This is a genomic window from Aeromonas sp. 3P (genome assembly GCF_051919745.1).
GTDB lineage: Bacteria > Pseudomonadota > Gammaproteobacteria > Enterobacterales > Aeromonadaceae > Aeromonas > Aeromonas veronii.
Genome location: NZ_JBQBED010000001.1, coordinates 1,373,791 through 1,397,883 on the forward strand (window position 1 = coordinate 1,373,791; position 24,093 = coordinate 1,397,883).

20 protein-coding genes and 1 pseudogene are annotated in these 24,093 nt (G+C 50.7%); 11 read left to right on the forward strand and 10 right to left on the reverse strand.

Annotated features, from left to right (window positions below; all coding sequences use genetic code 11):
• Positions 1-337 precede the first annotated feature (337 nt).
• A complete protein-coding gene (locus tag ACTG19_RS06095; RefSeq protein WP_308218861.1) occupies positions 338-793 on the reverse strand; it encodes an antitoxin Xre/MbcA/ParS toxin-binding domain-containing protein in 456 nt (151 codons plus the stop codon).
• Positions 794-901: 108 nt separating this feature from the next.
• On the opposite strand from ACTG19_RS06095, the gene ACTG19_RS06100 reads away from it, so the two are divergent.
• Both ACTG19_RS06100 and ACTG19_RS06105 read left to right on the forward strand, forming a co-directional pair.
• Complete coding sequence (locus tag ACTG19_RS06100) at positions 902-1,093, forward strand: hypothetical protein (RefSeq protein ID WP_042083548.1); 192 nt, start codon at positions 902-904, stop codon at positions 1,091-1,093.
• A 595-nt stretch (positions 1,094-1,688) separates the two neighbouring features.
• Positions 1,689-2,096 carry an H-NS family histone-like protein gene (locus ACTG19_RS06105; RefSeq protein WP_042024860.1) on the forward strand — a complete coding sequence of 136 codons (408 nt, stop codon included), beginning with the start codon at positions 1,689-1,691 and terminating at the stop codon, positions 2,094-2,096.
• A 397-nt stretch (positions 2,097-2,493) separates the two neighbouring features.
• Here the strand turns inward: ACTG19_RS06105 and ACTG19_RS06110 are convergent, their stop codons facing one another.
• Both ACTG19_RS06110 and ACTG19_RS06115 read right to left on the reverse strand, forming a co-directional pair.
• Positions 2,494-3,321, reverse strand: coding sequence for a Fic family protein (locus ACTG19_RS06110; RefSeq protein WP_224212420.1), 828 nt, complete (start codon positions 3,319-3,321; stop codon positions 2,494-2,496).
• Between the two features lie 66 nt (positions 3,322-3,387).
• Positions 3,388-3,621 (reverse strand): annotated as a pseudogene (locus tag ACTG19_RS06115) (DUF4172 domain-containing protein); the annotation flags it as partial.
• A 445-nt stretch (positions 3,622-4,066) separates the two neighbouring features.
• Between ACTG19_RS06115 and ACTG19_RS06120 the strand changes: the two are divergent.
• The 6 genes from ACTG19_RS06120 to ACTG19_RS06145 all read left to right on the forward strand — a co-directional run bounded on the left by ACTG19_RS06120 (position 4,067) and on the right by ACTG19_RS06145 (position 9,863).
• The gene (locus tag ACTG19_RS06120; RefSeq protein ID WP_439988881.1) at positions 4,067-4,642 is read left to right on the forward strand and encodes a CBASS cGAMP-activated phospholipase; all 576 of its coding nucleotides are present in this window, start codon (positions 4,067-4,069) and stop codon (positions 4,640-4,642) included.
• Positions 4,643-4,706: 64 nt separating this feature from the next.
• Positions 4,707-5,804, forward strand: coding sequence for an ISAs1 family transposase (locus tag ACTG19_RS06125; RefSeq protein WP_439988606.1), 1,098 nt, complete (start codon positions 4,707-4,709; stop codon positions 5,802-5,804).
• The gene (locus ACTG19_RS06130) at positions 5,801-6,379 is read left to right on the forward strand and encodes a hypothetical protein (protein ID WP_439988882.1); all 579 of its coding nucleotides are present in this window, start codon (positions 5,801-5,803) and stop codon (positions 6,377-6,379) included. Before ACTG19_RS06125 ends, ACTG19_RS06130 begins: the two co-directional genes overlap by 4 nt.
• Positions 6,376-7,674 carry a CBASS cGAMP synthase gene (locus ACTG19_RS06135; RefSeq protein ID WP_042024857.1) on the forward strand — a complete coding sequence of 433 codons (1,299 nt, stop codon included), beginning with the start codon at positions 6,376-6,378 and terminating at the stop codon, positions 7,672-7,674. The genes ACTG19_RS06130 and ACTG19_RS06135 overlap by 4 nt, the downstream gene beginning before the upstream one ends.
• A 103-nt stretch (positions 7,675-7,777) precedes the next feature.
• On the forward strand, positions 7,778-9,397 hold the full coding sequence (locus ACTG19_RS06140; protein WP_439989595.1) for a ThiF family adenylyltransferase: 1,620 nt from the start codon (positions 7,778-7,780) through the stop codon (positions 9,395-9,397).
• Entirely contained in the window at positions 9,384-9,863 is a 480-nt protein-coding gene (locus tag ACTG19_RS06145; RefSeq protein WP_162517109.1) for a Mov34/MPN/PAD-1 family protein, read from the forward strand. Before ACTG19_RS06140 ends, ACTG19_RS06145 begins: the two co-directional genes overlap by 14 nt.
• A gap of 614 nt (positions 9,864-10,477) precedes the next feature.
• Here the strand turns inward: ACTG19_RS06145 and ACTG19_RS06150 are convergent.
• Positions 10,478-12,298, reverse strand: coding sequence for a recombinase family protein (locus tag ACTG19_RS06150; protein ID WP_080768683.1), 1,821 nt, complete (start codon positions 12,296-12,298; stop codon positions 10,478-10,480).
• 1,483 nt (positions 12,299-13,781) lie between these two features.
• On the opposite strand from ACTG19_RS06150, the gene rimO reads away from it, so the two are divergent.
• The gene (gene rimO, locus ACTG19_RS06155) at positions 13,782-15,209 is read left to right on the forward strand and encodes a 30S ribosomal protein S12 methylthiotransferase RimO (RefSeq protein ID WP_439988883.1); all 1,428 of its coding nucleotides are present in this window, start codon (positions 13,782-13,784) and stop codon (positions 15,207-15,209) included.
• Between the two features lie 80 nt (positions 15,210-15,289).
• On the opposite strand, the gene ACTG19_RS06160 is transcribed toward rimO, so the two are convergent.
• The gene (locus ACTG19_RS06160) at positions 15,290-15,871 is read right to left on the reverse strand and encodes a DUF1349 domain-containing protein (RefSeq protein ID WP_439988884.1); all 582 of its coding nucleotides are present in this window, start codon (positions 15,869-15,871) and stop codon (positions 15,290-15,292) included.
• A gap of 224 nt (positions 15,872-16,095) precedes the next feature.
• Positions 16,096-16,473, reverse strand: coding sequence for a hypothetical protein (locus tag ACTG19_RS06165; protein WP_439988885.1), 378 nt, complete (start codon positions 16,471-16,473; stop codon positions 16,096-16,098).
• A 501-nt stretch (positions 16,474-16,974) separates the two neighbouring features.
• On the opposite strand from ACTG19_RS06165, the gene ACTG19_RS06170 reads away from it, so the two are divergent.
• Together ACTG19_RS06170 and ACTG19_RS06175 are read left to right on the forward strand one after the other, a co-directional pair.
• Positions 16,975-17,661, forward strand: a complete 687-nt coding sequence (locus ACTG19_RS06170; RefSeq protein ID WP_335847949.1) for a serine protease — start codon at positions 16,975-16,977, stop codon at positions 17,659-17,661.
• Positions 17,661-18,098, forward strand: coding sequence for a hypothetical protein (locus ACTG19_RS06175; protein WP_439988886.1), 438 nt, complete (start codon positions 17,661-17,663; stop codon positions 18,096-18,098). Before ACTG19_RS06170 ends, ACTG19_RS06175 begins: the two co-directional genes overlap by 1 nt.
• Before the next feature lie 141 nt (positions 18,099-18,239).
• Here the strand turns inward: ACTG19_RS06175 and thrC are convergent, their stop codons facing one another.
• The 4 genes from thrC to ACTG19_RS06195 all read right to left on the reverse strand — a co-directional run bounded on the left by thrC (position 18,240) and on the right by ACTG19_RS06195 (position 23,911).
• Positions 18,240-19,514: a threonine synthase gene (thrC, locus tag ACTG19_RS06180; RefSeq protein ID WP_439988887.1), complete on the reverse strand. Its 1,275-nt coding sequence runs from the start codon at positions 19,512-19,514 to the stop codon at positions 18,240-18,242.
• A complete protein-coding gene (gene thrB / locus ACTG19_RS06185; RefSeq protein WP_439988888.1) occupies positions 19,511-20,491 on the reverse strand; it encodes a homoserine kinase in 981 nt (326 codons plus the stop codon). The genes thrC and thrB overlap by 4 nt, the downstream gene beginning before the upstream one ends.
• Before the next feature lie 2 nt (positions 20,492-20,493).
• Positions 20,494-22,953: a bifunctional aspartate kinase/homoserine dehydrogenase I gene (gene thrA, locus ACTG19_RS06190; RefSeq protein ID WP_439988889.1), complete on the reverse strand. Its 2,460-nt coding sequence runs from the start codon at positions 22,951-22,953 to the stop codon at positions 20,494-20,496.
• Positions 22,954-23,203: 250 nt separating this feature from the next.
• Complete coding sequence (locus tag ACTG19_RS06195; protein WP_201990846.1) at positions 23,204-23,911, reverse strand: tRNA/rRNA methyltransferase; 708 nt, start codon at positions 23,909-23,911, stop codon at positions 23,204-23,206.
• Positions 23,912-24,093: the final 182 nt, after the last annotated feature.

The window sequence follows — 24,093 nt, forward strand, 5'->3', positions numbered from 1 at the left end:
TTTTCTGTTTTCTGTTTTCTGTTTATATGAATCTAATTTATTACTGAGTGATGGAGCATTGATGTCTTAAGCCAAGTTAAGGAACTTTAATTTATCAGTGCTCTTTAAACTTCTTTTATTTAATAAAAATAGCTTATAGGGGTAGTAAAACTGGTTTCTCTTCGCTGCGCAGCAGCGGAATGTTGAAATGGAAAAAATTAATTTATAGCTCTCATAATTAGTAAATGGACAGTTTTCCGAATTTTTCAAGTGGGGTAAATGAAATAAATTTCAAAAAATGATGAGATTGGTTGTTTTTGAAGCATTCTGTGGGGGGGCGCCTACCACAACCCTCGATTTAGTTGCACACCCCATGCTGAATCCGCCCCACCAAATGGATAACTGCCTGAACTCCCATATCTGTAGTCAACAATGTGGCTGGAGCCACGCCACCGAGGCCCCAGGCTGGTCTGTTTAGCCATGACAACGCCTTGGCAGTATCGTTCTTGTTGAGGGATAGTGCCGCATCGAGGGCCTGCACAACGCCGTATACCCTGGCACCCTGAGAGATTGATAGGGGAGCCCCAATCCTCAGCTTGCGAGCAACAGTGTGGCGGCTAATGCTTACTAAGCGGCATATCAAACCTATGTCTGCACTCATCAATTCAGCCAGTCGATGAATGCTGCCAGGAGCTACGCCAGCCACGATCCATAGATGTGCTCCTAGTGGGTCACGAGGAATACCAAGACCTTCTAGGAGACGGTTCGGAGTAACTGCGTCACTACTAGGATGATAGGTTGCATAGGGCATCATGTAGCACTCCTCATTGTACAAACACGACCTCTCATGAGCTATCCTACCCCAAACTGTCGTTTTGAGTGGAAAATTAACAACCAAATGCCCCTACATTGAGGAGGGCTGATGACCGAGTTGGTCTGTACTGAACCAGGTTTAGGCATTGAGCTGGGGACTACTTTTCAGGTTCTATCGGAGAACGGCTCTGAATGGGAAATCCTGTTGGGGAATGAATACCGAAGGGTCAACAAACGCAGCGGGCGCGTTACAGGTTGGAAAACACCTCCAAAATTTGAGTGCAAAGGCATCCAAAAATAACATATCAAATAAGTGCTCAATGCTGGTTATGCCAGTAATAATGTTGACTAGCGGCTTCACCTTTCATAGAATCAAGGCACAGGGAGATTCGCTACCCTAAGTGCGAAGTTGAAACAAGGGAGAGTCGCTACCCTGAGTGCGAAGTTGAAAAAATGCTGAAACCCTGCCTCGTTGCGGGTTTTTTTGCTTTCTGGAGACATGGATGTGTAGTGGCCTAGTCATCCAAGACTTCCTCTTAAGTTAAGAGGGGCGAAGTGTCTGGATCCTCAAGGGGCAAATCTAAAATTTCTTATCATCGACTCATTCTGTGAGCCAATGATATTGTCCTATCGGCTCATTTCGTGAGCCGAACAAGATCCTTCATCGGCTCATCTGGTGAGGTGGTCTCAACGCTCACTACCACTTGGATTTAATTTTTAGCTACATATTTTCATAGCAGATTGGAGCTAGGCCAATAAGTAGATCCAAACGCAATTTAGCTCAGGATTTTTAAATGATGCTTTTTCGAATCATCTTGGTGCCAAAAACAGTGGAGCTGATGCTGGGATTGAGAGATAATTTTCCTGATATAAAAATGTGATACATGAGGATAAAAATGAACGATTTTTTGAAAATACTGATGAATATTCGTAGTCTGCGAGCTGCATTGCGCGAGCTCTCTTTCGAGCAGCTGGTCGAAATCAGAGAAAAATTCGAAGAGATTTTTGCTGAGCGTGAGCAGCAAGAGAGCAAATTGAGAGAAGAGTCCGCTGAACGCCTGCAAAAACTGGCTGAGTTTACCGAGCTGCTGAAACAAGCGGGCATAGATCCGAGTGAGCTTGTTGGTACTGCAACCACTGCAAAAGCAGAGGGTACAGTAAAGAGCAAGCGCGCTCCTCGTCCTGCAAAATACAAATACACCGAAGACGGTCAGGAGAAAACCTGGACTGGCCAAGGTCGCATGCCCAAGACCATCGCAGAAGCAGTGGCTAATGGTCGTGCATTGGAAGAGTTTTTGATCTAGTGCTGAGAGCCCATGCCAGCTCGGCGTGGGCCTTTAATTCTATCTGTAGTAGGAGCACCGTATGGGGAGGACATTGGAGGATATGATTTCATCCGAATCACCCGAGGTTGTCCAGAGAGCCAAGGCTCTGGCCGAAGAGCAACTGGTACGTCTCAGTGTGACCAAACTGCTTTCAAATCTCGGGCCTGGTGATGTTCCTGCAATAGATCCCGATATTCTCGATAGTTTGTTATCACTCAAAAGATTAGTTGAGAGCCATGACTGTCGGTTAAGTCTATTCGTTCATATGCCTGACGGCACACATCATGGCGTCAACATTTAACTAAATAGCGTCATTTGTACACCAATCGCAGCTTTCATCTACCAGATGAAATTAACGCCCCATGGCGATGCTTTTTCAAACTCCCTCGGTGTGCAAGCGGATCTGATAGCGTGTATTGCGTCCGCCACCAGGTAATTTCTCAATGCACCCCCTACCCACCAATTCGGCCAGATGGCGTGTAGCCGTCGCCTTGCTGACTCCGGTGACTTTTTGATATTGGCTGGCGTTGATGCCATTTTCAAAACCTTGTTGGCCGCCATCCAATAAACGGTTAATAACCTTGGTTTGCTCTGGACTCAGACCATCATGACAGTGCTGCAACCAGAAATGTTTTTTGGCAAGAGAACGATCAATAACCTGTAATGCCAACTCTATGGAGTAATCCAGTGTGTCGAGGAACCAACAGATCCAGGAGGTAATATCTAGCGAGCCCCTCTGCGCTGACTCAAGCGCTCGATAGTAGTCACCCCGCAGCTCTAGAATGGCAACTGACATGGCATACAGCCGGATGCTGTGGCTGTCAGCCTGTGACAGCGCGAGATCGGTCAGTGCCCGCGTGAGCCGCCCATTGCCATCATCAACGGGATGCAGGGTCACGAACCAGAAATGGATGATTGCGGCACGAAGAAGCGGATCCATCGTGGGGTCATGCCGAGTCTGGTTAAACCAGGGGATGAACTCGGCCAGTTGATCGTCCAGAGTTGCTCTGGGCGGTGCCTCAAAATGCACGGTGGGGCGATCAACACGCCCAGAGACAACCTGCATCGGCTCATCTCCTCGCAACTGCCCTACGTTCACTGGCTGCACCGACCATTCGTTGGCGGGGAACAGCCAACGATGCCATTGGTAAAGTCGTTCAATTGTCAGTGGTTGTTCATGGTTGTCGATGGCATCCAGCATCATGGCCGCGAGCCCCTCTGAGCGCTCTGATACTGGATAGGACTGAGTTTGTGGGCTCCCTAACCGCCTAGCCAGGGATGAACGCACGGATTGTGCATTGAGGCGTTCGCCTTCGATAGCGGACGAGGCGATGATGTTAGCCAATAACGTGTCCAACGTTTGGTCGGGGTTCCCCAACCTGGAATGACTACCGATTAGAATTCCCTGCCTGCGTTGCACCTGCCGTAATCTGGGCAATATCTCGCTATCCAGCCAACGAAAATGGGGCCAGTCGGCTTGTTGCCAAATCCAAAATGGTTCCATTATTTCCTCATCCAACGTGCTAGGGTCTCAATAATGAGCCGACCTATCCCATCATTCGGCTCAACATTTGAGCTGAATATAACACATGCAGCACACTATCAGAGCAAGTAATGAGGATGCAGCTCTAGCCCGCAGAGCTTCAACATAACTACATATCTGGAATGACGTGCAATACGCATTTCATAAGCTTTTCTAGCCTCATTCATCGCCGATATATGTTGGCCTGTGCCCGCTCATACTGCACAGTGAGTGGTTCTACCAAGGCAGGTGACCCGTGGAGAAAAGACCAAAGAGTAACAGTAACTTGGAGCAGGGTTAGCTGTTATCAGAACAGTTCATTTTGGCAACAGCGCCGTAGAGTAGCCGTTACAGTGTTCTTTTTACTCTCCCCATTGAAGTGAGCACAGAATCCCCGCATATTGTGTACGGTTCTAATGGAGGCTCCATGAACGACTCTAACAAGCAATTCAAAATCCTGTCTTTGAACGGTGGAGGGGTGCGTGGTCTCTTCTCAATTACCATTTTAGCGGAACTAGAACGGGTTCTGGCTGAGCGCAACAACAATCCTGATTTGGCCATCGGTAATTACTTCGACATGATCACCGGGGCTTCCATCGGCGGAATAATTGCCATTGCTTTGGCTGATGGTCAGAAAGCTAGAGACTTGCAGGGCAAGTTTCACAAAGCAGCTCCAGATATTTTCCCTCGCCAGAGTTGGGTGCCCAATTGTGTTCGAAACATATACCAGCTAGGTAAGCTGTTGCTGAGCCCTCTCTATAAGGCTAACAACCTGGAAAAAGCAGTGACTGAGATCGTGGGAACCGGCAAGACGGTCAGATCGCTAAAACGACGCCTGCTCATCCCAACGGTCAACCTGAGCACAGGTCGCCCTTTGTTCATCAAAACCTGTCATAACTCCCTGTTCACCCGAGATGATCAATTCACCTTGGTTGATGTAGCCATGGCTACATCTGCTGCCCCCACCTACTTCCTACCTCAGGGCGGGATCGCACTTTGTTAACAAACTTTGAACTGGCAGATCGTCTGTGATCTAATCGCTCCCCTAGTCCAGAGGAGCTCAAGCCATGACACTCATTGAACATCTCACTCTCGTTGAAGAAACCCGTTCAGATATCAACCGCAAGCATGATTTGGTGGACGTGATGTTCCTCGTCATCAGCGCCATCATGGCCGGAGCTGAGGGCTGGCGTGATATCCAGACCTTCGGCGAGTCGAAAGTCGATTGGTTGCGCTTATATCGCCCCTTTACTCATGGCATTCCGCGTCGTCATACCATCGCTCGCATCCTACGGACCATCGTCGTCGAGTCCTTGCTCGAAGCCTTACTCGGTTGGGTCAATGAGCGCCGCACCCACAGCGGCAAGCCCCTCATCGCATTCGATGGCAAAGTGTTGCGCGGGGCCTATCGCAATGATGCCAAGCAGGCGCTGCAACTCGTCACCGCTTATGACACCGAAAATGGGCTGGTGCTTAGCCAAAAAGTCACCCCCTCCAAGCGTGGCGAACTCGGCACCGTCAAGGCGATGCTGGATGTCCTCAACTTGAAAGGGGCGGTAGTCACCCTGGATGCACTGCATTGCCAGCGCGAGACACTGGAGAAAATCAGTGAGAAAAATGCCCATGTGGTGGTGCAGGTGAAACACAATCAGCCCTTGCTGCGTCAGGCGGTGCAGTCCCAATTTCAGGCGCTGTTCGATGCGGGAAAAGAGAAGGTCGTGGTCGAGCACAAAGAGTGCGGCCATGGCCGGGAAGAAGCGCGCTATGTGTTTCAGTTGAAGGCCAAGTTACCGCCTGAGCTGGCCGCAAAATGGCCGACGATTCGCAGCATTATCGCCGTTGAACGGCACCGGACTATCAACGGGAAAGGCACGGTGGATACGTCCTACTATGTCAGTTCACTGTCTCACAAACATAAGCTGCTGGGTCACTATATCCGGCAGCATTGGCGGATAGAAAACAGTCAGCACTACATTCTGGACGTGGTGTTTGGTGAGGATGCGTCCCGGATAGCCATGGAGGATGCCGTGGAGAATATGGCCCTGTTTCGACGATTCGTGATGAACATTCTCACTCAGAGTCAATGTGGCGCGCCAAGCCAGCGAAACAAGTTGAAAAGAGCGGGCTGGGACGATGATTATCGGGCACAGTTATTCTTTGGTTGAAAATCAAGCAAAGTGCGCTCCCGCCCTGCTTCCTACCTCACTATATCGAGTGGCAGAGTGCGTATTTTGCCGATGGAGGCTTACTAGCAAACAATCCATCATTCGTCGCCTATCATGAAGCGCTGAATTATCTGGATGATGAGGAGTTTAAGGGTATAACAGCAAACGATATCAAAATTCTTAATATTGGAACCCTCTCCAACGATTTTTGTATCAATCCCAATAACATCTCTAGGTGGTTCCCTGGGTACTTTGGCCTTTGGGGCGGTGGAAAGGCACTCATTGAGACAGTCATGTCCTCCTCGCAGAAAATGCACGGGTTCATGGCCGGTAAGGCACTAAATCGAGAAGGCATGCCCCCTTGCTATTTCTCGCTTGATGAAACCGTGCCTGATCAACAGGCTCGAGTCATCTCGTTAGACAATGCGAGCGAAGAGTCACTGAAAGCACTTGTCGCGTGGGGAAAATCTGTAGCAACCACAGCTACTGGCAAAAAAGCACTTATCGAGACTTTCTTTAGCACGGAGGCTCCAGCCTTCATTCACCCCACCGACCGTAAGGAAGCGTCAGAATGAAATGGTCAGCACATCTATATCTTACCAATACCAATGACGGTCTCATGAAAAGACTGGAGCCTACCAGCACCGACAAGGCTTCTCTCGAGAAACTTAAGGACACGATCAGAATTCGGACAAAGGGTGTATTCACAGAAGCAAAAGATGTCGTCAAAATGCTGGCCAGCCGTTCTCGGAGCTCAACGAATATCCAACTCGTAGAAAGTGCAATTAGGAAAACCAACCTGCGCTATCTTGACAATGCAGATGTCCAGCGAGTTGTGAAACTGCTCTTGGATATGAGTGATGACGCACGCGGAGCCTTCTTGAATACAGAGCCAAGATTTTGGGTTCAAGGAAGTTACAAGTACAAAACACTGAACAAGCCATATCATAAACCGCCACAACAGATGGACATTGATGATGGTACATACATGCCTATGGATATGTTCAAAGAGCAACCGTTAGTCGGCCATGAGCTTCTTCTCCTACTTGTAGATGCATCGCTAGCATCTTTGGCAGAAGAAAACTACAACTGGAAAGCATTAAAGAAGCCTACTTGTGGACGTATTGTCATCGAAGATAGAAATGTGCATGTAGATGTGCCCATGTATGCAATCCCAAGAGATCAGTTTGAAACTCGAGAAGTGGCATTGAACTCTGTCGCAGGGATGGATTCACTGAATGAAAGTGTTCTCAGTAAGTCAGCCACTCGAAAGCTTGATGAAAATTGTGTTTACTTGGCTGTCAGAGGAAAGGATAAGTGGATTAAGTCAGATCCAGAAATCGTTGCGCGTTGGTTCAGGAGCGCAGTAGCGCGACATGGTGACCCTATGCGGCAGGTCTGTCGATACCTGAAGGCTTGGCGAGATGTGCAGTGGAAATCTCCTGAATTATCCTCCATAGCTCTTATGAAATGCGTCGTTGACACCTTTGATAATACACCTATGCCTGACACAAAAGATCATGGTGAACTTTTGTTAAAAGTAACAGAACAGTTGGCCACCAAGTTAAGGGATGGAGTGGAAAGTCCAGATGCCTCAGATGAAGGTCGCTTGTTGTTTCCCAAGGAAAAGATGGATGATAATACGGTTCAGAGCATTATCTCGAAAGCAGAGACTCTGCACGAAGAACTTAATCGAGCACTGAATAGGCTCTCAACAAAGAACGAAGTACTGAAAACTCTAAATGGACTTTTTGGTGACAGTGTTGTAAACGAAGAGCTTATCAAGCCTTGGGTTGCCATACCTGCATACCAACAACAACGACAACCTCAACGACAAAGCCAAATGACCGATTCAATGACGAGTGGTTGATAGTGACTATCCATAACTTGTTATTACATAGCGGCTTTCGATATGTCGAGAGTCGCAACATCACCGGCCTACCAATTTCTCTACGAGAGAGTGTCCAGCCTATATAAAAGCCTACCAAACACAGGCAGGCGAATTCATTATTGCTGTAGTTAGGCCAAGAGAAGATCTTAGTCGCTTGCCGGAAACTTACGTTATCAGTCGCCCTGCCAACTTAATCGGTATGGCCTTACCTCACATAAGCAGTTTCCAAAGATTATGTTTGGTGAACCAGGACACTGCCGATTGGGATCCCCAACACCCACCTGCTGTAATTACCATGTTAAACAGCCTGATCCAGCAAGCATTGGACAATGCCGTAACAGCTGGCCATCAACGGCAAGAGGAATTTCAAACCGAGTTTGTGAACTACTGGAATGGGGTCGTGGATGCTTACATTTATGGTGATGCAGGCAAGCTTTCAGGTACAAAATTCTCATACAAGTCGCTGAAAGTGGCAACCTCAGCAGATGGACAAACAGACAAAGAATATGTTGTCTTCCGCAACGCTGGGCAAAGGGATGACTGGTTTAGGTTACGAGGAGAAAAACCGGCTGTGGGCATTGATGGCGACGTGACCGTTGTCAGAGTTAACAACACTGCGATAGCACCAAGTAAATGGCCGCCTCAATCACTCAGGGAAGTCTTTGATTGGTTAAAATCTGCTGACCTCCCTGCTCATGACTCACTGGCCAATGGAATACTCACCAGGCTCACCAAGGGCAGGCAAATGGTGTTGTTCGATATTTCGAACGAAGGCATCATTGGCTTTGAAGTCTGCTTCAGTAAAGCCACCCAGACGATCCTGAAACACCGTACAACGGAACGAGCTAAATCTAGGGGAGGTAAACACAAACTAAAGCTCGGCTCTACCCTTCCTATGCTCAGATCAAAATCCGCAACGACCGCATTCTCTCGCTTAAATGTGAGCTCGATAAGCGACCAAGAGCTTCAACGGCGCAACAGACCTGTTTTCCTTGATCTTGAGAACAAGCAAATCTTGATAATTGGCTGCGGCACCATTGGTGGCTTTGCTGCTCAGCTGCTTGCCAAGGTAGGAGCAGGGCGTGGCAATACCGGTCGGCTAGTTCTCTGTGACAGTGACATTCTGTCTCCAGGCAATCTGAGTCGGCATGCTCTCCCAGCCACTTATATCGGTTGGAATAAAGCTGAGGCCCTAAGTAAGCTAATAAAGCGTGACTCTTTGGGCAATCCAAGAATAGATGTCAAACCTTATCGTTTTGAAATGAATGAAGATAATATTCGTGGCTATGATATTGTGATCGATGCTACTGGTCACGCCCCAACAAGTAAAATGCTCAGTTACTTGGCTCGAGCTTCTACCCAACGTCCTCCCTTCATCATCCACGGCTACAATGATGCTTATGGTCAAGCGTCTGTTGTTATGATCGACGATGGAAAAGCCTGTTATGAATGTGCCAAGCGTCTCGAGATCCTCAAGGAGGTCGATAGACCTGTAGCTCCTCATCGAGTTTCCTGCGGCAGCATTTTTACACCCTATGATGCTAGCGTCAGCACAATTACTGCCGCACTAATTCAAGAGGCCGTGCTGAATACTCTTCAGGATAAGCTTCCCTGGACCTATGCTCAACACTCGACAGGTAATGTAATTCATCATAAGCGTAGAAAGCTGAAAAAATTTGGAGAATGTAGTGTTTGTTCCTGACGTCAAGGCTGAGCTGACCTTGAGTAATAGAGCTGGTGGACTAATAATCGTTGAGACTGCGGTACTTCATATTTTAAATCGATATCGGCAGTTACATCACAGTCAACCTGAGCAAGGAGGTGTATTTATTGGAGAAATTCGGCCACCTCATATAATAATAACTCACGTTACAGAACCTAGTCCCTACGACCAAGCATCGCGTTTTGGTTTTGTACGTAAAAAACAACACCATCAAGTTATGGTTGATCAACTTTGGCACACATCAGGAGGCTATCTTACTTACATAGGTGAGTGGCATACCCATCCTGAATCGAATCCTTTGCCCTCTGCCACTGACGTATCTAGTTGGCGTAAAGGCTTACCTAAAAACAGCACATCCATAGTAGCGATCATTGGTCAAAAGACTGACTGGTGGGGCTACTGTGAGAATGGTCGCTGTGAAGCATTGAAAAATATACTAATTTGAAAGATACAGTGGTATCTGAAATTTTAATTTCCTAACTATTAAGATGCACTAGGGTAAGGTAATTTTAACCATTTCCCATATTTACCTTGCCATGCACAGCTCAAAAAATGTTGGAAGCAGCTATAGGGTAAATTCATATGGTAGTCATCGAGCAAGCTACAAGACACTCATAGTCTAAGATGCTATTTTTAAAGAAAAAAAACAACGTTTTCTAGAGAGAATTGACACGCCTAGAGTTCGTTCCCGCAAGTATGCCTACTGGAAAGGAACTGCGAGGTTAAAATAACAGACCGGAGCTAATGAAAAACTGGATTTATTGCTGCTGGGTGGCGCTACAGCAAGCATTAGAAAATACTAGGTTGGGTATCAAAAAATATGTAGAGAAATTGGTGGTTTAGTTGAATCTCATTTCCATTTTGGTGGATTCTTTCAGTCTTGCAGCTTGCGCTGCATGGGGCCACCACAAAATTTCATTTTTTTGCTCATTCATATGCATGACGCTACACATCATGCCGTGAATATACAGCATTATTTATCTTAGCAGAATAATTTAGTGATTTTACATATCAACCATTAGCAATGGCAAAAATCCTTATCACTAACCGGCATATTAATTACTGGATTTTAGGAACCCAAGTTTCAAATTTTTCAATAGCAGTACGCATTTCCTCAGTCATAGGCTTCTCCTTTAAAACCTTTACCCTTTGATTGAGATATAGTTCATCAGAAATTATAAAATCAGTGCCATTCACCAAGTCTAACATTCTAATTAACTTTCCATCTTTATCGATACACTCGAAGTTATTGACAAATTTATTGTAAGCCAGGAATGCTTCCTCGTTCTCCTGCTGATGGTGCATATCAAAACCGAAGTCGGAGATATACTTATTGTCAATAACAATACCATCGGTACTCATTCCACCAAACAACTCAACCTGAATATAGAAACAGCCAGTAACAGAATGCACCTTTATTGATTTTACTGTCTTATATATTATATCCCTTACCTCGTTCCTTATATCAGCCTGATTGTAGTCAATGTAGTTTGGTGGTATCAGCATATATATATCTGGGTTAATAGAAGCCTCCGCATGACTAATCTCAATGGTCAATTCTTCATTTAACTGTTTACGTTCCCTAGATAATTTATCTAGTCGTTCAGTCAACAGAATATGTATATCTCCCTCTGTGGTTGCTCCCACAGATTGAATCATGATTTCTATTTTTGAACTTATCGATTCTATTTTATTTTTAATCGAAGCAACTTTATTCTCATTTGTATTTTTTTTAGGCTGAAGTATCACGCTGCCAATCAGCAACATTAGTGCATACTCAAAATATCTATTATCAAATGTTGCAGCTGTGCAGCTTTTCACCGAAGTGTCTGACCTTCCGCTGCATTTATAACGGAGCTTTTCATCTTTTTTTCCGGCTTTACTACGGTAGACCTGTAGTGAACTGCCACAGTCCCCACAAGTGGCTATACGCATTCCAGTAACAATGCCCGCAGCGTTTTTCATCTTACTAGTAAACTGTTTTTTTTCACTACGCACTCGCTTAGCTTGTGCAAATTCAGCCTCAGTGCAAACAGCGGGATAATAATTTACCAACAGATGCTCGCGACCATCAATATGAATTATTTTTTCGCCTAAAACTGCACGATCACTTATAATCTTTTTAATAAGATTTATTCCCCACCCCTCTTTATTAGAATTTTGAGCTATTGTAGGGGGGGTATAACTTTCATCTAAATGCTTTTTAATTGCTATATGCCCCCTCCCTTCTCGAATCATCATAATCATTTCTTTAACTATAGAGAAATAATATGGATGAGGGCGTACAAACCCAGTTGTCGTATCAACCCAAAATTTATTTTTACCGAAGCCATTAATTGCAGCTGGATAACCATCTGCATCGCACTCACCATTTTGATGACGCTTTAATGCAACACGAGCTGCACCAGTAACCCGAGCAGAAAGTTTATTTGTATAATCATTGCTGCTTTCAAGTTTAACTAGTGACAAAATCGCGGATGCAAGATTATCTTTTTGATATACTGCCCCATCAATCCATGTATAAACAACAATATTGGCTGCGAGAATACAGGTTAAGAACTCACTGGCTCTTGTTAACGCTAAGCGAGAGAAACGATCGATGTTTTCCATGGCCAATACAGAGCCGGGTGCAATATGACCTGAACGACTTAGTTCAATAAACCTCCCCAGACATCCATGTTCAATGTTTTCCCCCTTACTGGCTGACATTCCGTTATCTGACATATAGATAACAGGCATGTTACTATATTTTAACTTTGTTGCATCAACCAAAGCCCCCTCAGTCTGACGTTGTACGCCAGTTTTATTACCGGCGGCCTGCTTATCCGTACTTACACGACTATACAGATATAGTGTTGGTGCAGACGACCTTAAATCCATAACATCTCCAAAAATTGATTCTATGACGAGGCTATATATGCTAGATACACAACTATACTTGTACGCTACCGGTACAGTTGAATTAAATTAAAGCAGACATGCCTAGACCAGATGCCCAGCTACGACACAATCACTTAGCGCCGTTCATTTTCTGAACACAAACACTATTGCCGACACACGGTATATAACCACTAGCAAACATTTAAATGGAAGGTTATATCCAAAAACACTAGATATCAACCCCCATCAAAAAATAATCACCTCATCAGAAATAAACTATCCATACTCTCTATTATTAATTTCCACTTATATATTTCAGGCTAGGAAGTAGCAAGGAGAAACGAGGGTTCGCAGTCATACTGCCGTAATAATACCACCACCATGGCGATGTCTTGTTCTTTCTCAAGATACGCTTGCTCAAGCGCGAAATGAAGGTTGCGCATATTCGGTGTAGATGACGATAGACTCCAATGATAAAAAGATACTTGACCAAAGTCCGTGATGGTGTGGCACCGAGAACATGATGGTCAGCCGATGAGTTTGGTCAAAATAAGCAGGAAGAACGTGACCACGTAAACATATTAATTATATTGAATGTCACTTCTTTGACCAACTGGCAAGTAAGGAAGATCGGCACATTTCTGCTTTCTGCTTTCTGCTTTCTGCTTTCTGCTTTCTGCTTTCTGCTTTCTGCTTTCTGCTTTCTGCTTTCTGCTTTCTGCTTTCTGCTTTCTGCTTATCAGTGATAAGCGTACTTATTGCATGCCCCATGCATAATAAAATTTAATATACAAGAGAGACTTTCATATTTTCTCTTCAATAAAAAGCCTGCGAGGGGTAGTAAAACTGGTTTCTCTTCGCTGCGTAGCAGCGGAATGTTGAAACGCTAAAATTTTATTACCTCTCTTATTATTAGTAAATGGACAATTTTTAGAATTTTTCAAGTGGGGGGATGTGAAAAGAAGTTAAAAATCACCTCCCTTGACTAAATTACAACCAACAATGCTGGTTTTTACCTATCCCCCCCGTCGACTTATTACTTATTGACAAACCCCATGCTCAATACAGACTATCAGATCGACAATTACCTGTGCCCGTATCGGTGTAGTCAAGAGTTACTCTGCTTACGAGCAACTCCTGGTACTGGCAGCGAAGTTCGCGGCAACCAGCAGGATGATCAGCACCAGACTGCGATCCATGACGCAGGTTGCAAGCAAATCGGCACTGCCTAACTGTTTAGTGTAGATCTCCCCCTCATGCTGTAGGCTGTAGACACTGGCATGAGGAATTCGAGTCAGAACTCGTGACCGAGGACACTGTTGTTGATGATCGCATCGTCATCACCTCTCAAGAAAAGACACAAAATATCGCGCATTGAAATCTAATATCACAGGTTAAAAAATGCACACATCACTTCTTCCTCTTTCCCGCTCATCAGGTATAATCCGCAATCTTTTTTTGCATTAGTGACCAGCGATCCTCTATGACCGTCAACCGTTTTGACCCTAGCTCAGACAGCCTGACACCTGCAACTACGCGGGTTCAGCCATCGGACGACCAACCTGTCCAACAAGCGACTTCCAGCATTATTAGGTCTCACCATCCAAGGATTGGTTTTGTGAGCTTGGGTTGCCCCAAAAACCTGGTCGATTCAGAACGCATCCTGACCCAGCTGCGTACCGAAGGGTACGATGTGGTGCCCAGCTATGACGATGCCGAGCTGGTCGTCGTCAACACCTGCGGCTTTATCGACAGCGCGGTGCAAGAGTCGCTGGAAGCGATCGGCGAAGCGCTGGCCGAGAACGGCAAGGTGATCGTCACCGGCTGCCTTGGCGCCAAAGAGAATCAGATCCGCGAGATCCACCCCAAGGTGCTCGAGATCACCGGCCCCCACGCCTATGAAGAGGTGCTGGGACACGTCCACAAATATGTGGAGAAGCCGCAGCACAACCCCTTCACCAGTCTGGTTCCGGCCCACGGCGTCAAGCTGACCCCGCGCCACTACGCCTATCTGAAGATTTCCGAAGGGTGCAACCACCGCTGCACCTTCTGCATCATCCCCTCCATGCGCGGGGATCTGGTGAGCCGCCCCATCGGCGACGTGCTGGCCGAAGCCAAGCGCCTGAAAGAGGCTGGCGTGAAAGAGCTGCTGGTGATCTCCCAGGACACCTCCGCCTACGGCGTCGATGTGAAGCACCGCACCGGTTTCTACGACGGTATGCCGGTCAAGACCAGCATGGTCGCCCTGTGCGAAGAGCTGGCCAAGCTCGCTATCTGGGTGCGACTGCACTACGTCTACCCCTACCCGCACGTGGATGACGTCATCCCGCTGATGCGCGATGGCAAGATCCTGCCCTACCTCGACATCCCGCTGCAGCACGCCAGCCCGCGCATCCTCAAACTGATGAAGCGCCCGGGTTCGGTCGAACGTACCCTGGAGCGGATCCAGAAGTGGCGCGAGATCTGCCCGCAGATCACCCTGCGTTCCACCTTTATCGTCGGCTTCCCGGGCGAGACCGAGGAAGACTTCCAGATGCTGCTGGACTTTATCGACAAGGCGGAGCTGGATCGCGTCGGCTGCTTCAAATACAGCCCGGTCGAAGGGGCGCTGGCCAACGAGCTGCCGGATCCGGTACCGGAAGCCGTACAGGAAGAGCGCTTCCAGCGCTTTATGGAGCTGCAACAGCAGGTCTCCATCCGCAAGCTGGCCCGCAAAGTGGGTCAGGAGCTGACCGTCATCATCGACGAGGTGGACGAAGAGGGCGCCACTGGCCGCTCTTTTGCCGATGCACCGGAGATCGACGGTCTGGTCTACCTCAACGGCGAAACCGGCCTCAAGCCGGGGGACATGGTCAAGGTACGGATCGACGAATCCGACGAATATGACCTGTGGGCCAGCCTGATCAGCTAATTGAGGCTCTAACAGCCAAATGAAAAAAGCGCCTGCGGGCGCTTTTTTATTGGCTCAATATCGCAGGCAAAACCGCTGACCTAGCTCAAATCATGGAGCGCCTTGCCAAGGGGCGGCGTGAGGCGCAGGTCAGAGAAGCGCACCGCCAGCCCCTGCCGCTCCGGCGTGCAGCACATCACCCCGATAAAGCAGCGTTCGCTTGGCGGGAACGGGGCGAGGCGCAGCAGCGGCCACACCTTGCCATCGATGGAGTATTGCAAACGCAGGCAATCGGCCAGCCGGGTCAGCCGCAGCCAGAAGCGGCGCGGATTGCCGGGGAAAATACCGGTGGCCCAGTCAGAGCGCGGATTGGTCAGCACGCTGCCGATCATCGGCTGGGCATCGTTGTACTCGATCCCCGCTTTCAGCCAGTGCGCCTCGTCTTGCAGCAGCATCAGCCCCGCCTGATCGTAGAGGGTAGTGAACTCCCCCTCGACGCAGACCTGAAAGGTAAACTCCCCCGCCACCTCGCAGCCATAGAGATGTCCGCTATGGCGCTCGAAGCCATACCAGGTGCTGCGCCAAAAATCGGTCTGCTGGTCTGTGACAACCTGCAAGCCGTCGTCTGTCTGGTGCCACTCGGCGGGCTCATTGAGCCAGCTCCATTGTTGTCCTTCCATCATCCTGCTTTGATCCCTTATCCCGCGTAATCCCGCAAAAATGGGGCTCACCAACGCCTCGTCCGGTCACGACAGGTCATGGCTGCGCCTCTGCGGAACCCAAAAAGGAGTCAATAGTGTCGCTATTACCGCCCCGATACAAGGCTTGTGCGTTGCGCCATCAGTGCGCCCCAAAAAGCGCGGGGGGCCTGATGGCCCCCCGCAAACACACCGGATGAGAAAATGCCTTACTTGGCAGCGCTATCCTTCACGCACTTCTGGACAAAGCTGTTCTTGGCCGCGCCAGCCAGCTTCTTGTCAGCTGCCGCCTTCTCGCACTTGGCCGCCGGATCCACCGCCGCGCCCGTCTTCACGCACTTCTGGATAAAGCTGTTCTTGGCCGCACCGGCCAGCTTCTTGTCGGAGGCCGCCTTCTCGCACTCGCCGGTCGCGGCGCCAGCGGCATCTTTCACGCACTTTCCGACAAAGCTGGTCTTGGCGGCGCCGTTAAGCTTTTTGGCCGCGGCCTGCGCCTCGCACTGCAACTGGGCTGTGTCGTTGGCAAAGACCGGATTGGCCAGCAGCACGCTGCCGCAGAGCAGGCCGAACAGGATGGTACGCTTCATGGGTAATATCCTCTCTATCTGGTGATGTGTTTGCATGGTCATATTTGCATGACGATGTGTTGCAAATGGCTGTGATGGCAACAGCTGATTGTTGCTGCAGATCCCCCGCCTCGCCAGCTTGGGAGACGGAGCAGAGGGCAACCATCGCCCGCACTATAGCGCCGATTGGCAGGGCGGGATTGTCCCCGTAAAGCCTTCTCCAACAGCAAGCCTGCCCCCTACCTTCCCGCCAACCCCAATAGAATCAAGGGTCATGGGAATCCTGCCTCCGCCCACACCCTTTTATTGAGCCAGCGCAAAAAATCAGTCATTACTGACACTTACGTCATTTTTTGACTGGTGTGGCCAGATTCGATTGGCTTAACATAGCCATCCGGTGCCTATTCATCAGTGATGGGTTGCTACCCTCGCTGGTTAATGGAGCATATTGGAAGCTGTAATCCACGGGCGGTAGCGTGGTTTTTTAAAAACGATTGATACAATTCGTAACTAGGAGTGCTGATGTATAAAAATGTTTGGAAAACCCATGCCGGTGGGTCATTAATGATTGTCAGAATAAACCGAATAGATAATCCGAATGGCACATTTGAAGTGATTGGTTCTGGTTTTCTTTGCCACAATAAAGGCTATGTTTTGACATGTGCCCATTTAATCAATCTAACAGATGAACTTGCAGTTATACCTACTACCAATGTCAATTCATTTAACAAAATGACAATTGAAAAAGCTAACTGCGTGACAGTTTCAATTGCTCAGTTTGATTCAACGAATGATATTGCGCTATTGAAACTGCCTAATGATATCTCTGTTCATTTACCTTTTGATATTTTCCATAGAGGGGTAACTCCTGATGTTGGTAGTTCTGTAGCATGTTTAGGTTATCCTTTTGGTAATTTTGGCAACCATGTATTGAAAATTACAAGTGGCATCATCAGTTCAAAAGTCCAGAACGAAAACGGTACAAATCAATATCAAATTGATGCAATGATACATGAAAGCAACAGTGGTGGACCTTTAGTTGATTTAGCTTCCAACAAAGTGATTGGGATAGTAAGTGGACGTTTTAGTCCTGCTGGCGGACAAGGTGGCTTAATGTTAGGGAATTATCAGATTGGAAGTGAGAGTTCAATAGGATTAGCGGTTACAGCTCAATATGCACTTGAACTATTAAAAGCTGAGGGACTATAGTGAACTATTCTGAAATAGACATTAAAGAGTTTATAAATGAGACAGTGCCTGCATATAATAAAGCATCGGTTGTTGAAGCATTAAAAAAAAGTCCCGATGAATTAGAGCAGCTAGGAATGCAGTTAACCGGAGAGACTGGGAACCGTAGCTTTATCGTCAAAACAGGGGCAAACACAACCAGTAACAACAGTCTGTGGCAATGTATCAAAAGCGAAGTATATGACTACTTCTGTACAAAATCGGCTAAGTACAGGGCCGAAAGAAACAAAGCTGAAATCAACATTAAAAACATATTAACTATCATTGCGACAGCTATAGCATCTCAGTTTAACTTGGCTATTGGAGTGGTCGCTGGAGCTGTAACTGTCGCAATCATAAGTGTTTTTAAAATCGGGAAGAATGCTTGGTGTGAATTAAGTAAAGCAAGTAACACGTAAAAGGTTGTGCGGTAGCACAATATCCAATCATGAATCCAAATACATTGCTTTATTAATTTCATCCAAAGGTATATTTCCCTAATTGAGAATCCCCCGTTACCGGGGGATTTTTATTTCTATCGGTTATCTCAGCTAAGCGGCTTAGCCCACCAAAAACGCCCTTAACCGGGCAAACTCCGCAGGCAAATTCACGGAGAGCAGCGGCAGCTCGGCGTGTTTGGCCAGCGGGCCGGGCAGCGGCACATCGAGATTGAGGATCTCGTCCACCGACTCCTTGAACTTGGCGGGATGAGCGGTGCAGAGGAACACACCCACTTCGTCCTCAGCCAGCTGTTCCCCCAGCAGATCCCAGGCAATGGCGCCGTGGGGTTCGCACAGATAATCCAGCTGATGCAGCCGTTTAAGGGCAGCGCGGGTCTGGGCGTCGTCACGCATGCCAGAACCCAGGGTCTCCAGCGCCCAGCCTTTGCGGCGGCACAGCTCTTCCACTCGTGGCCAGTTGTTGGGGCGGCTCACATCCATGGCATTCGACAGGGTTGCCACTGTCTGGTGCGGCTCCCACTGGCCGCTTTTCAGGTAGCGCGGCACGGTATCGTTGGCGTTGGTGGCAGCGATAAAGCGCTTCACCGGCAGCCCCAGCGCCTTGGCGATAAGGCCTGCGGTCAGGTTGCCAAAGTTGCCAGACGGCACGCTGATCACCGCCTTGGCGCGATCGGCCTTGGGCAGCTGGGCCACAGCTTCGAAGTAGTAGCAAACCTGCGCCAGCAGACGGCTGATATTGATGGAGTTGGCAGAGTTGAGGCCAATGGCCTTTTTCAGCGCCTCGTCGTCAAAGGCCTGTTTTACCAGCGCCTGACAGGCATCGAAGTCGCCATCAATGGCGATGGTGCGGATATTGCCGCCGAGGGTGCAGAAGAGCTTCTCCTGCAAGGGGCTGATCTTGCCCTTGGGATAGAGGATCACCACCTCGATCCCCTCCAGCCCGTAGAAGGCGTGGGCCACGGCGGCGCCGGTGTCGCCGGAGGTGGCGGTGAGGATGGTGATCTTGTCGTTGGTTCTAAAGGCCGCGAGGCACTGGGCCATAAAGCGGCCGCCGAAGTCCTTGAATGCCAGGGTCGGGCCGTGGAACAGCTCAAGGGCATAGGTGCCGTCTTTCAATTTGACCAGCGGCGCCGGGAAGGTGAAGGCGGCATTGATCAGCTCGCTCACCTTAGGCTTGGGCACTTCGTCCCCCAGCAGGTGGCTCAGGATGCGGGCAGAGCGTTCGGCCAGCGGCAGATCGAGCAAGGCATCCACATCGGCGAGCGGTTCGAGTTGTTCGGGGAAGAAGAGCCCCTGTTCGCGACCCAAGCCCTGACGCACCGCCTGCGCGAAGCTCACCTGTTCGCTGTTGTCCTTGATGTTGTAGAGATTCATAGCTCGCTTCCTGTTACCCGTGCCCCGGCCATGTCCAGTTTGCAGACCCGGGCAAATCCATCTTCGTTCTGCACGAAATGTGCTTCCATCCAATCTTTCATCCGCTCGGCCTGCGCCAGATCCTTCATCACCACAAATACGGTGGGACCGGAGCCGGAGATGCCGGTGGCCAGCGCTCCGTTCTGGGCCGCCTGCGCCCGCACCTCGGCAAAGCCTTCGATCAGCGCCGCGCGGTAGGGCTCGGCAATCACGTCTTTCAATACGCTCGCCGCCAGCCCCTCCTGCCCGGTGTAGCTGGCGTGGACAAAGGCAGCCAGGCGGCGGCCATAGGTGAGGCAATCCTGACGGCGATATTGGGCCGGCAGAATGGCGCGGGCCGCGGCTGTGGAGACCACTGTGCCCGGGTAGCAGACCACCCAGTACCACTCGTCAAACACCGGAATGCCCTGGCTGATAACGCCATGCTCTTCCAGCACCAGCTGCATGCCGCCCAGATAACAGGGGGCGACGTTGTCGTAGTGAACGGAGCCGGAGATCTTGCCTTCCATCTCCCCCATCAGCAGCAGCATGTCGTGCTCATTGAGCGGCTTGCCGTGGAAGGCGTTGAGCCCCTCAAGGGCCGCCACCACGCTGCAGGCGCTGGAACCCAGACCCGAGCCCACCGGCAGGTTCTTCTCCAGCACCATTTCGAGCGGCTTGAGTTTAAGGCCCCGCTTCTCCAGCGCCTCGCCATAGGCGACCCAGCAGTCATGGAGGATATTCTTTTTCGGATCGTCCGGCAGCTTGTGGGCGTAACGGCCCACAGAGGAGAGCGCAAACGGCACATCAGCCGCTTTTACCTGCACCCGATCGCCCAAGAGGGAGCCATCCACGGGGGCGAGCGCCGCCCCCAGTACATCGAATCCCACGCTCAGGTTAGCGCTGGAGGCGGGCGCATAGGCGACCACACTACTGCTCTGGTACATGTCTGAACTCATGCTTATAGCTCCTGCTTCCAGTTCTGGGTGCGCAGCACGTCGGCAAAGACGCCAGCGGCAGTCACTTCGGTACCGGCGCCATAGCCACGCAGCACCAGCGGGATCGGCTGGTAGTAGGTGGAGAAGAAGGCGAGTGCGTTCTCCCCGTCTTTGACCTTGAACAGCGGCTCGTCGGCGCCGACCGCCTTGATGGCGACCTTGCACTTGCCACCTTCGATGGAGCCCACATAGCGCAGCACCTTGCCCTGAGCTTGCGCGGCTGCGAACTGGTCGCGGAACCAGCCGTCAGCCTCCGGCAGGCGAGCCATAAAGGCTTCTACATCGCCGCTGGCGTCAAAGCCCGGCGGCAGCGCCTGCTCGACTTCGACATCGGAGAGCTCCAGCGCCATGCCCGCCTCGCGGGCCAGAATGAGCAGCTTGCGCGCCACATCCATGCCGTTGAGATCGTCGCGGGGATCCGGCTCGGTAAAGCCGTTGCTGCGGGCGATTTGGGTCGCCTCGGAGAAAGCCATCCCCTCATCCAGCTTGCCAAAGATAAAGGAGAGCGAACCGGAGAGGATGCCGTCGAAGGCGCGCAGCTTGTCACCGGCCTTGATAAGGTTCTGCAGGTTCTCGATAACCGGCAGGCCCGCGCCCACGTTGGTTTCATACAGGAACTTGCGGCGAGTCTGGCGGGCGGTGCGGCGCAGCGCCTTGTAGTAATCGAGCGAGCCGGTGTTGGCCTTCTTGTTCGGAGTCACCACATGGAAACCGGCGGCCAGGAAGTCGGCATACTGGACGGCCACCGCCTCGGAGGAGGTGCAGTCGACGATCACCGGGTTGATGATGTGGCTATCCTCCACCAGCTTTTTCACCCCTTCCAGCGAGAAGCTGTCACGGGCTTCCACCAGCTGTTCACGCCAGTTGGTGAGGTTCAGGCCATCCTTGTTGACCGCCATCTGGCGGCTGTTGGCGATGCCGACCACCCGCAGGCCAGTGCCCTGTTCGGCCAGAACCGGTTGCTGGCGGGCGATCTGATCCACCAGCGCGGCACCGACGCCACCGACCCCAACAACAAACAGATCGATAAACTGCTGGCTGCCAAAGAAGTTCTGGTGGCACGCCTTGATGGCTTCCGCCACCTTGCGATCCCGCACCACCGCCGAGATGGAGCGCTCGCTCGACCCCTGCGCAATGGCGACGATATTGATGGAGGCTTGCGCCAGCGAGGTGAAGAAGCGGGCCGCCATCCCCTTGCTGGTGCGCATGCCGTCACCGATCAGGGAGATGATCGCCAGATCGCTGATGATATCCAGCGGCTCCAGCAGCTGGTTTTTGAATTCGAGCTCGAACTCGCGCTCCAGCACCTTGCGGGTCTTCTCGCTGTCGTAGCTGTGGATACAGAAGCTGACGCTGTACTCGGAAGATGACTGGGTGATCAGCACGATACTGACCCCGGCGCGGGAGACGGCGGAGAAGATGCGACCGGCCATGCCGACCATCCCCTTCATGCCGGGACCGGAGACGTTGAACATGCACATGCCGGAGAGATCCGAGATGGCCTTCACTTTCAGGTCATCGTCGCCGCTCTCGGGGCCGATCAGGGTGCCCGGCCCCTGCGGGTTGAAGCTGTTCTTGATGAGGCAGGGAATATGGAACTGGGCCACCGGCGCGATGGTTTTCGGGTGCAGCACCTTGGCACCGAAGTAGGAGAGCTCCATCGCCTCCTTGTAGGAGAGGGTTTTCAGCAGATAGGCATCCGGTACCAGACGGGGGTCGCAGCTGTAGCAGCCCTCGACGTCAGTCCAGATCTCGCAGCACTCGGCATCGACGCAGGCGGCCAGGACGGCTGCGGAGTAATCCGACCCGTTACGACCCAGCAGCACTGTCTCGCCCTTGTCGCTGCCACCGGTAAAGCCCGGCATCAGGTAAAGACAGTCGCTACGCAGCCCCTTGGCGGCAAAGCGCAGGCGGGAGGCTTCGATATCGACATGGGCTTCCAGATAGCCGCCGTCGGTCACCAGCAGCTCTTCCGGCACGATCAGCTCCAGATCCAGACCGCGCACCCGCAGCAGCTCGTGCATAAAGGCGATGGAGAGGTTCTCGCCACGGCTCAGAATGCGCGCCTGCACGTTGTCCGGGCAGAGGCCCAGCAGACGGATGCCCTGCATCAGCCGCTCCACCTGATCCAGCTCGGCGGTGAGACGGGCCAGCAGCGCCTTGTCATCGAGCGCCGGATAGGCTGCCTTCAACCCGGCCAGCAGGCGGGAGAAGATACCGTTGACTTCAAACAGGGTGGAACTGGCATCCATGCCGCGACTGGTCTGTTCCACCAGCGCCACCAGATGATTGGTCACCTTGGCAGGTGCAGAGAGCACCAGGGCTACCTGAGATTGGCCGTGGGTGTTGACCGCGATATCGGCCACCCGTAAAAAACGCTCTGCATCGGCCAGTGAAGACCCGCCAAATTTCAACACTCTCATCGCTTTCTCTCCCTGTAAATCTATGAAATTCAATCTAAAAACCAGTCCAACAAAAAGGCCCGTACTGGGTGGGTACGGGCCTTTTCTGATTTCTGTGCTTGTTCGTCAGCGCATCAACCGGCCCCAGTGCCACCTGTGGTGGTACCGGTAATAATGGTGGTGGTGATGACGTTGGTGAATAACTGCATGACGAACACTCGTTGACGAAGCTGGCTTTTAGCAATACCGCGGCGGGCGATGGGCTGTCAACTTAAACCTCTTTGCCAAGTTTGCGCGCAAGGTCTTTGCAGAGCAGGTGGAGCATGTTCAAATCCCGCTGCGGCAGCATGGGCACCCGGTCCATCACCCATTGATGCAGTTTTTCATCCCGCGAAACTCCGAGTTCACCCAGCAATTCTGCTGTTTTGCTTTTCAGCACACGAACCTGCCCGGTGTTATCAAAATTTTCTGCTACCGCAGTGGCGCCGTCGGCGTTCAGCTCATCCATCAGCTGACTCATCTCGTAGGCGTAGAGCATGATCGCCTGCCCCAGATTAAGGGAGGGGTAGCTCACCTTGAGGGGCAGATAGCTGATGAGGTCGACCTCGGCCAGCTGCTCGTTGGAAAGTCCCGACTCCTCGCAGCCAAAGACGATGGCCACCTTGTTGAGGGAAGGCTTGGCGCGGATCTGCTCGCGGATCTCCCCCGGCGTGAGGTAGTGCTGGTAGCGACCGCGCTCACGGGCAGTGGTGGCGATCACCAGATCCATGTCGGCCAGCGCCTCGGGCAGGGTATCGAACGCCTCAGCCTGAGTCAGGATCTCCTGCGCGCCGTGAGCTACCCAGCTCGCCTCCTCCTCTTCGTGTACCCGGCTCGCCACCAGTCGCATGGCATCGAATCCCATGGTTTTCATGGCGCGGGCAGCCGCCCCCACGTTCGCAGGTCGGGCAGGTGCCACCAGGACAAAATAGAGCTTCATCGGGTTTCCTCACAGGCCGGACGGCCTCTCAAACAGACAGCAAACAGTCGCTAAACCATCACCAAAACAGGGGCGCAATCTACCGTTTATCCCCGAAAATTGCCACTTGAACAGACGTTTGAATGTTGCGATAGTGGCCTGACGTGTGAACAAATTACACCCAATCCTTCGCGCTATCGGCC

Coding starts and splice junctions, on each gene's coding strand:
- ACTG19_RS06095 (WP_308218861.1), bottom strand. CDS start 793: ATGATGCCCTATGCAACCTATCATCCTAGTAGTGACGCAGTTACTCCG.
- ACTG19_RS06100 (WP_042083548.1), top strand. CDS start 902: ATGACCGAGTTGGTCTGTACTGAACCAGGTTTAGGCATTGAGCTGGGG.
- ACTG19_RS06105 (WP_042024860.1), top strand. CDS start 1,689: ATGAACGATTTTTTGAAAATACTGATGAATATTCGTAGTCTGCGAGCT.
- ACTG19_RS06110 (WP_224212420.1), bottom strand. CDS start 3,321: ATGATGCTGGATGCCATCGACAACCATGAACAACCACTGACAATTGAA.
- ACTG19_RS06120 (WP_439988881.1), top strand. CDS start 4,067: ATGAACGACTCTAACAAGCAATTCAAAATCCTGTCTTTGAACGGTGGA.
- ACTG19_RS06125 (WP_439988606.1), top strand. CDS start 4,707: ATGACACTCATTGAACATCTCACTCTCGTTGAAGAAACCCGTTCAGAT.
- ACTG19_RS06135 (WP_042024857.1), top strand. CDS start 6,376: ATGAAATGGTCAGCACATCTATATCTTACCAATACCAATGACGGTCTC.
- ACTG19_RS06150 (WP_080768683.1), bottom strand. CDS start 12,298: ATGGATTTAAGGTCGTCTGCACCAACACTATATCTGTATAGTCGTGTA.
- rimO (WP_439988883.1), top strand. CDS start 13,782: ATGACCGTCAACCGTTTTGACCCTAGCTCAGACAGCCTGACACCTGCA.
- ACTG19_RS06160 (WP_439988884.1), bottom strand. CDS start 15,871: ATGATGGAAGGACAACAATGGAGCTGGCTCAATGAGCCCGCCGAGTGG.
- ACTG19_RS06165 (WP_439988885.1), bottom strand. CDS start 16,473: ATGAAGCGTACCATCCTGTTCGGCCTGCTCTGCGGCAGCGTGCTGCTG.
- ACTG19_RS06170 (WP_335847949.1), top strand. CDS start 16,975: ATGTATAAAAATGTTTGGAAAACCCATGCCGGTGGGTCATTAATGATT.
- thrC (WP_439988887.1), bottom strand. CDS start 19,514: ATGAATCTCTACAACATCAAGGACAACAGCGAACAGGTGAGCTTCGCG.
- thrB (WP_439988888.1), bottom strand. CDS start 20,491: ATGAGTTCAGACATGTACCAGAGCAGTAGTGTGGTCGCCTATGCGCCC.
- thrA (WP_439988889.1), bottom strand. CDS start 22,953: ATGAGAGTGTTGAAATTTGGCGGGTCTTCACTGGCCGATGCAGAGCGT.
- ACTG19_RS06195 (WP_201990846.1), bottom strand. CDS start 23,911: ATGAAGCTCTATTTTGTCCTGGTGGCACCTGCCCGACCTGCGAACGTG.